1 rRNA gene is annotated in these 1,093 nt (G+C 53.2%); it reads right to left on the bottom strand.

Annotated features, from left to right (window positions below):
- A 23S ribosomal RNA gene (locus IQ236_RS27560) occupies positions 1–1,093 on the bottom strand; the annotation flags it as partial.

Raw genomic sequence — 1,093 nt, 5'->3', positions numbered from 1 at the left:
TCCGGCTAGCACACACCTTCTCCGTCCCCCTGACCCATTTACCAATGGTACGGGAATCTTCACCCGTTGTCCATCGACTACGCTCTTCAGCCTCGCCTTAGGCCCTGACTTACCCTCCGTGGACGAGCCGTGCGGAGGAACCCTTAGGATTTCGGGGTCTTGGATTCTCACCAAGATTTTCGCTACTCAAGCCGACATTCTCACTTCTGGTTCGTCCACATCTGCTTCCGCTAATGCTTCTCCCTACGCCAGAACGCTCCCCTACCAATACAATACAATCATATTCCACAGCTTCGGTACATCACTTAGCCCCTTTCATTTTCGGCGCAGCAACGCTTGACCAGTGAGCTATTACGCACTCTTTTAAGGTTGGCTGCTTCTAGGCAAACCTCCTGGTTGTCTCTGCATTCCCACCTCCTTTCTCACTTAGTGATGATTTCGGGACCTTAGCTGGTGGTCTGGGCTGTTTCCCTCTTGACGATGGAGCTTATCCCCCACCGTCTGACTGGTTGCTTTCCTCTGGGTATTCAGAGTTTGACTCGATTTGGTACCGCTCTCGCAGCCCGCACCGAATCAGTGCTTTACCCCCCAGATTTTTCCGCAACCGCTGTGCCTCAACACATTTCGGGGAGAACCAGCTAGCTCCGGGTTCGATTGGCATTTCACCCCTAACCACACCTCATCCGCCGATTTTTCAACATCGGTCGGTTCGGACCTTCACTTGGTTTTACCCAAGCTTCATCCTGGACATGGTTAGATCACCCGGGTTCGGGTCTAAAAACGATGACGACTTCGCCCTGTTCAGACTCGCTTTCGCTTGGGCTTCGACCTCTTCGGTCTTAACCTGCCATCGCCTTTAACTCGCCGGCTCATGCTTCAACAGGCACGCGGTCATCCGTTTAATCGGACTCCCACTGCTTGTAAGCTGACGGTTTCAGGTTCTATTTCACTCCCCTCCCGGGGTTCTTTTCACCTTTCCCTCACGGTACTGTTTCTCTATCGGTCACACAGGAGTATTTAGCCTTACCTCGTGGTCGAGGCGGATTCACACGGACTTTCACGGGCTCCGTGCTACTCGGGATTCAGCTTGGCT

The sequence above is a fragment of the Planktothrix mougeotii LEGE 06226 genome, from assembly GCF_015207485.1.
Classification (GTDB): domain Bacteria; phylum Cyanobacteriota; class Cyanobacteriia; order Cyanobacteriales; family Microcoleaceae; genus Planktothrix.
The sequence above is the reverse complement of the archived record's forward strand: the minus strand, read 5'-3'. Positions and strand labels throughout refer to the sequence as shown.